Annotated in this window: 8 protein-coding genes; 3 read left to right on the top strand and 5 right to left on the bottom strand. The window is 46.3% G+C overall.

Going from position 1 to position 6,325, the window contains the following annotated elements; translation table 11 throughout:
• Both galT and kduD read left to right on the top strand, forming a co-directional pair.
• A partial coding sequence (galT, locus tag RH89_RS11835) for a galactose-1-phosphate uridylyltransferase (protein ID WP_004402095.1) occupies window positions 1–772 on the top strand: 772 nt, incomplete at its 5' end.
• Window positions 773–916: 144 nt separating this feature from the next.
• Window positions 917–1,678, top strand: coding sequence for a 2-dehydro-3-deoxy-D-gluconate 5-dehydrogenase KduD (gene kduD, locus RH89_RS11830; RefSeq protein ID WP_004402094.1), 762 nt, complete (start codon window positions 917–919; stop codon window positions 1,676–1,678).
• Window positions 1,679–1,757: 79 nt separating this feature from the next.
• Here kduD and RH89_RS11825 read toward each other — a convergent pair whose 3' ends face one another.
• A complete protein-coding gene (locus RH89_RS11825; protein ID WP_004402093.1) occupies window positions 1,758–2,234 on the bottom strand; it encodes a PaaI family thioesterase in 477 nt (158 codons plus the stop codon).
• A 99-nt stretch (window positions 2,235–2,333) separates the two neighbouring features.
• Here RH89_RS11825 and RH89_RS11820 point away from each other — a divergent pair, with 99 nt between their 5' ends.
• The gene (locus RH89_RS11820; RefSeq protein WP_004402092.1) at window positions 2,334–3,224 is read left to right on the top strand and encodes a LysR family transcriptional regulator; all 891 of its coding nucleotides are present in this window, start codon (window positions 2,334–2,336) and stop codon (window positions 3,222–3,224) included.
• A gap of 18 nt (window positions 3,225–3,242) precedes the next feature.
• On the opposite strand, the gene RH89_RS11815 is transcribed toward RH89_RS11820, so the two are convergent.
• From RH89_RS11815 to RH89_RS11800, 4 genes are all read right to left on the bottom strand, one after another.
• Window positions 3,243–4,118, bottom strand: a complete 876-nt coding sequence (locus RH89_RS11815) for an aldose 1-epimerase (protein ID WP_004402091.1) — start codon at window positions 4,116–4,118, stop codon at window positions 3,243–3,245.
• Window positions 4,118–4,855: an SDR family oxidoreductase gene (locus RH89_RS11810; RefSeq protein ID WP_004402090.1), complete on the bottom strand. Its 738-nt coding sequence runs from the start codon at window positions 4,853–4,855 to the stop codon at window positions 4,118–4,120. Before RH89_RS11810 ends, RH89_RS11815 begins: the two co-directional genes overlap by 1 nt.
• A 9-nt stretch (window positions 4,856–4,864) precedes the next feature.
• Window positions 4,865–5,596, bottom strand: coding sequence for an ATP-binding cassette domain-containing protein (locus RH89_RS11805; RefSeq protein WP_004402089.1), 732 nt, complete (start codon window positions 5,594–5,596; stop codon window positions 4,865–4,867).
• 1 nt (window position 5,597) lies between these two features.
• Window positions 5,598–6,325, bottom strand: a 728-nt coding sequence (locus RH89_RS11800; RefSeq protein WP_004402088.1) for an ABC transporter permease, incomplete at its 5' end; no start/stop codon positions are given.

The following is a 6,325-nucleotide window of genomic DNA, read 5'->3' as shown; positions in this document are numbered from 1 at the left end:
TGGTGACGATCCTCTGTTCAAGTTGGAAAGCGCAACAGGTGAGAGCCGAGTAATTTGTTTTTCGCCCGATCACAGCAAAACTCTGCCAGAGCTTGATACTCACGCAATAGAGAAAGTGATCGATACCTGGGTAGAACAAGTTCAGGAGCTAGGTAAAACTTACCCATGGGTTCAGGTGTTTGAAAACAAAGGGGCAACCATGGGGTGTTCGCAGCCTCACCCGCATGGTCAGGTCTGGGCAAACAGTTTTGTTCCTACGCTTGTTGCCAAAAAGGATAAGTCTCAGCGGGAATATCTCGCTCTGCACGAGTCAACCATGCTGGTGGATTATGTTCAGCGTGAACTAGCAGTAAAAGATCGTATTGTGGTGGAAACCGAACACTGGGTCGCACTCGTTCCTTATTGGGCAGCATGGCCATTTGAAACCATTTTATTACCTAAAGCTCACGCTCCAAGGCTGACGGATCTCAATGCCGAGCAAAAAGCCGATCTGGCGATCGCCATTAAAGAACTCACCACTCGCTACGACAATCTCTTTAACTGCTCATTCCCGTATTCGATGGGCTGGCACAGTGCGCTAGAGAGGGAAGAGAACCCCAAACACTGGCAAGTTCATGCATCGTTTTACCCGCCACTACTGCGCAGCGCTACCGTCAGAAAATTCATGGTGGGCTACGAGATGATGGCAGAAAGCCAGCGTGATCTCACTCCAGAGCAGGCTGCACAGCGATTAAGAGATGTCAGCACGACACACTACAAATCGAAGAATTAAGAGTTTAATCACATATCCGTTACATAAAAATTTTTTGCCTTAAAATTTAAGTGAAACAATGTTTCAATATAAACAAATTAAAGTTTCTTTTCTTTGTTTGAGAACGCTCAAGAAACGGATAATTACAACAATAGGAAGAAGAACATGGTGTTAGATACCTTTAACCTGAAAGGAAAAGTTGCTCTCGTCACTGGCTGTAATACAGGTTTGGGACAAGGTATGGCAGTTGCACTGGCGCAGGCAGGCTGTGACATTGTTGGCGTTAACTACTCCGATCCAGAAGATACTCCCGCACTGGTTGAAGCGGCGGGTCAGAACTTCTACTCAATCATCGCAGACCTTAGTAACAGCGATGTGATTGCTCAGGTGGTAGACAAAGCCACCAGCATGGCAGGTCGTATTGATATTCTGGTGAATAACGCAGGCATCATTCGTCGTGACGATGCGCTTGAGTTTTCAGAAAAAGACTGGGATGACGTAATGAACCTCAACATCAAGAGTGTTTTCTTTATGTCTCAGGCAGTTGCCAAGCAATTTATTGCGCAGGGTGAAGGCGGAAAGATCATCAACATCGCCTCAATGCTGTCTTTCCAGGGGGGCATTCGCGTACCTTCTTACACTGCATCGAAAAGTGCGGTAATGGGTGTGACCAAGCTTCTTGCTAACGAATGGGCGTCGCAAGGCATTAATGTTAACGCTATTGCTCCGGGTTACATGGCGACCAACAATACGGCGGCATTGCGCGCAGATAAGGAAAGAAATCAGGAAATATTGGATCGAATCCCTGCTCAGCGTTGGGGTTTGCCGAAAGACATTGCTGGTCCAGCCGTATTCCTGGCATCACCTGCATCGGATTACGTGAACGGCTACACATTGGCGGTCGATGGTGGCTGGTTAGCGCGATAATCAAAGTCACAAGCTGTCAAAGCCTGAGCCAATGCTCAGGCTTTTTCAATATTGGAAAGCATTCAAATAGAACACAATGTTATCTACCTATTGTAGAGTCACCACGCAGAGTCATGACTGTACTGGATGCAAAAGCAACCACCTGACCATCTGAACGAAAAATTTGGCACTGATAGTGGCTTATCGTTTTGCCAAGCCTTACCGGACTAGCCTTGGCCGTTAGGATCGATTTCCAAACTGGACGGAAGAACTTAACTTGAAGATCAATGCTTGTGAATGATTCACCAGAATTAATCGCAGTTGAATGTGCTGTCCCTATAGCCGCATCCGCGAGCTCACTCAGAAACCCTCCATGAACAGTACCTTGTTGATTACCATGAATACTAGGGTCTGCATTTACCTCTATTGCTGCGTGTCCCTTTTCAATAGCGGTGATTCGGAAGCCTAAAAGTTTCGATATAGCTGTAGGGTATTGCATTTCAGTGGTTACATTAGAAGATAATCTACCTTCAATATATTGTTGTAGGAATAGCAAAGTAGGAAGTACGATTGTCATAAATACCCCTTGTTTTATTGAGCATATACCTAACAAAATACCAATTCTTTTAATATAGTTATATTCAATTGTTTCTCTTGGTTGATATAGGATTTTTCTATGTTAAAAGTTCAGCATTTGAGATTTCTAGTCTCAGTAGTCGATTATGGTAGCGCTATCAAAGCTTCAGAACGGCTACACGTCTCCCAGCCTTCAATCTCTGCTGGCTTAAAGGCTTTGGAGGAGGAATTAGGAGGGGCATTATTTGATAGAAGTGGACCAGCTAATCGACCATTACGCTTAACCCCTAAAGGGCAAATTTTTTATCATCGAGCGATTGAGATCCTAAATCAATGTGAATCTGCTCAAGCAGAATTTGCAGGAGATAGTAACCAGACATCAAAATGGATATTGGGTGTCCTTGATACGCTTTCTCAGGATATCGTAGTTAAGGCGCTTCGAACGTTTGAGCGTGACAATCCCGATACCAGAATCGATATATGGGAAGGTTCAGCAAATAAAATTGAAAGCTGGTTTGCGAAGAAACGTGTGGACATGATTTTGGGTAATGTGGGGCGCTTAATGCCGAATGAAAAATTGTTATGGAGAGAGCCATTAGTTGCGGTAGTAGCCTCCGATCACCCTTATGCAAGAACAGCCAATGTGATTTCAATACGAGACCTTACAAAGTTCCCCTTTATCCATCGTTCCAACTGTGAATTAGATCCAATTGGCAGAGCAAGGCTTAAAGCGGAGGGTATTAAGTTGAACATTCACGCTAAGATAGAGCGCGAAAACTTGGCTTTTGAGTTAATCAGAAATAGCCAAAATATCACTCTGGCTCCCAGAAATCTTGTACCTCAAAACCTCACCAGTATAAGAGTCTCAGGGTTAGACATTGAGCGAAGTGTCGGTTTGAGATGGCAGGAGACAACCCCTATACAGATTACTTCTGCACTTTCTGAATCCATTATAAAAATTATCGGGGAGCCTGTCGGAATATATTCTTAAGGGACGAAATGGATATTTCTATTTTATCGGCGATAAGCGAATCGACATCTCCGCCGAAATACTTTCTCCATTCGATAACGTCACCAACCCCGGAAAGCTTCGCTGATTATGTGCATCCACGGGATGACTAACCGGTTCTAAACACAAAAACTCAGCACTTTGATCAGGTGAATAAAGAATAAGGTAAGACAATAGATCTGACCCCGTTACCCGAATCGAAAGCCCATCTTCCGGTTGTACAATGGTCGCTACGCCATTCCATTCGGTGTATGCATTATTGATTAGGTGTTCTGGCATTGCTCGGAACTCATTAAAACTCCAGTTAGCGGCTTCAACTAAGCTCAGGTGTTTGGTGGGCAGGTGCTCTTCGTCCTCCATCCATATTCCCAACGCCTCGAAATAAACTTCTGTTCCTTCATGCCGGTAGAACCACGGGTGAAAACCCATTCCAAAAGGTAAAGGTTTACTGCCTCTGTTGGTCACCTTAAGTTCGCAGTGAAGGGTATTGTCTTGGATCGAATATTTGAGTTCTGCATCGTAATCAAAAGGAGGAAAAGACGCGTTATCTAGGCGATATAGAATTTCAGACTCGCTTTGCGACACTATTTCCCATTCGGATTGCCAGGCATTTCCGTGAAGGGGGTAGGTTTCGGTTTTTACGTTTCTGTTCACTGGGTGTTTAACGCCTTCGAACTCAAAACCGCCTTTTGATATCCGGTTCGAGAAGGGAGCTAACACATACATGCCATTGGCGTTGATTTTGCCACTCTGGGACTGGTCGGAATACAGAAATGGTACCCACTGCCCATTCACTTTTGCCTCACCTTTTGTGATTGCAGCGCCATGCTGAGCTGAGAACTCTATTCGAAGGAACTCATTTTCCAAATATTCCATCAGGACCATCCACCGTCTATGCCTATATTTTGACCAGTGATCATACTAGCGCAGTCAGAACATAAAAAAGCAACCAAATGTGCGACAGATTCCGGTTGAATACGCACCTTCAGGCACTGCCTGTCCAGCACCCAGTCACTGTATTCCTGAGCTTTATGACCAAAAACGCGCTTTTCTGCATCCGAGACAATGGCACCGGGTGCAACGGCGTTAACTGTAATACCAAACTCGCCCAACTCCCGAGCGAGAGACTTGGTTAACCCAAATAACGCCCCTTTGGATGCCACATACGGCACATAGCCTTCTACCTGACCATTTAAGGTAATTGAGGTGAAATTGATGATTCTTCCCCAACGGTTGGCTTTCATATGCGGAGTCACGCTGGAGAGCAAGGCAAAGGCAGCGGAGGAGTTGACTCGGATCTGGCTTTCATATTCTTCCAGAGAGAACTCTTCAAAAGGGCGATTGATGATCAAAGCAGCATTGTTGATCAGAATGTCTGCGCCACCTTGGTTGGCGATGCAATCCGAAACGATCTGCTGGGATTCTTTCATCTGGTTCAAGTCACACGGAACATGCGTTACATTCGGATTTGTAGTCGAATGAGCATCGACAAGATCGGGCAAATCAAGAGCCAACACGTGCGCGCCAAGTTTTGTTAATTGCTCCGTCTGAGCCTGACCTAATGTGCCTAATGCCCCTGTCAGTAATACGCGCTTTCCTTGTAATGAAATCATCGTTTCTCCTTACAGCATTGACTGAACCTCTTCAATGCTGGTGTCTTCAATTCGCTTATCCAGAACCACTTCGCCTCTTGCCATGGCGACCACGCGGTCGCAGCAGGCAAACACATGGTGCATGTTGTGGCTAATGAATATACTGGTGATGGACTGATGCTTAAGCCCCGAAACAAAGTCGATGACCTTGTTGGTTTCTTTTACTGACAGGTGATTAGTGGGTTCGTCCAGAATCATCACTTTGGATTTGAAATGCATGGCTCTGGCGATTGCCACCCCCTGTCGCTGACCGCCAGAAAGCTCGCCAACCAAGGCATCGGGAGAGCGCAGATGCAGGTCGACATCTGCTATCGCTTTAATGCTTTCCTGCCGCATTTTCTCCTGATCTAAGATACCGATACCGCCTATCGACATTTTCATCGGCTCTCGACCGATAAAGATATTCCTGGCTATGGACATGCTGGGCACCATCGAGTTGTACTGGTAGATGGTCTCAATCCCTTTGTCCATGGCATCTCTGGGTTTTCGCAAGTTAAGGGGCGTTTCTTCCATAAACATTTCACCTTCATCGGGAACCTGAGTACCCGACAGGATATTAATGAGCGTCGATTTCCCTGCGCCATTGTCTCCGACCAGACCAAGCGCTTCGTTGGCGTAGATATCCAGACTCACACCGCGCAAGGCATGAACACCTGAATACCATTTGTGAAGATTCTTACATTCAAGAATGGCGGACTGCATATTACACCTCCACTTTCATTGACTTGGCACGCTTGCGAAGCCAGGCATTCAGAACGACTGCAATGATGGTGAGCAAGCCAATCGCCATTTTGAACCAGTTGGCATCTACACGGCTCAATACCAACCCGTTGTCGATTACGCGGATTAATATCGCGCCAACAATGCCACCTAAAATGGTGCCAATACCGCCCGTTAAAGCGGTTCCACCAATCACTGCCGCCGCCACAGCTTGCAGCTCCATTCCTTCTCCAATCGAAGGCAAGGGCGCGCCAAGGCGCATCACCTGAATGCAACCAGCGAAACCAGCAAGTAATGAACACAACACAAAACAGGCAATTTTGACTTTAGCAGTCGGAATTCCCATAGACTGAGCCGCTGGGAGAAACCCACCAGTCGCGCGAATCCAGTTTCCTAAATTGGTTCTCGACAACAGAACGGATACCAGAATCGCAATCGCCACAAACCAGATCACCGACATCCTGAAGAAATCGTAGGGTCCGACATAATCGGTAAACAGCCATTTCGGCAACACGCCCAAAGGCAGAAGGGGAGGGAACCCACCGGAAATCACAATGGTAAGAGAACGCACCACAAAGAGCATACCGAGCGTGGCGATAAAACTGGGGATATCAAAGCGTATGGTCAATATGCCGTTGATAAGCCCAATCACCATCGCCATCAGTAGCCCCAATGGAAAAGCCAGCCCAAATGCCCAACCTTGCTCTAACA

It is taken from the genome of Vibrio nigripulchritudo ATCC 27043, from assembly GCF_000222685.1.
In the GTDB taxonomy this organism is placed as follows: Bacteria; Pseudomonadota; Gammaproteobacteria; order Enterobacterales; family Vibrionaceae; genus Vibrio; species Vibrio nigripulchritudo.
This window is presented reverse-complemented; position numbering and strand designations above follow the sequence as displayed.

Coding starts and splice junctions, on each gene's coding strand:
- kduD (WP_004402094.1), top strand. CDS start 917: ATGGTGTTAGATACCTTTAACCTGAAAGGAAAAGTTGCTCTCGTCACT.
- RH89_RS11825 (WP_004402093.1), bottom strand. CDS start 2,234: ATGACAATCGTACTTCCTACTTTGCTATTCCTACAACAATATATTGAA.
- RH89_RS11820 (WP_004402092.1), top strand. CDS start 2,334: ATGTTAAAAGTTCAGCATTTGAGATTTCTAGTCTCAGTAGTCGATTAT.
- RH89_RS11815 (WP_004402091.1), bottom strand. CDS start 4,118: ATGGAATATTTGGAAAATGAGTTCCTTCGAATAGAGTTCTCAGCTCAG.
- RH89_RS11810 (WP_004402090.1), bottom strand. CDS start 4,855: ATGATTTCATTACAAGGAAAGCGCGTATTACTGACAGGGGCATTAGGC.
- RH89_RS11805 (WP_004402089.1), bottom strand. CDS start 5,596: ATGCAGTCCGCCATTCTTGAATGTAAGAATCTTCACAAATGGTATTCA.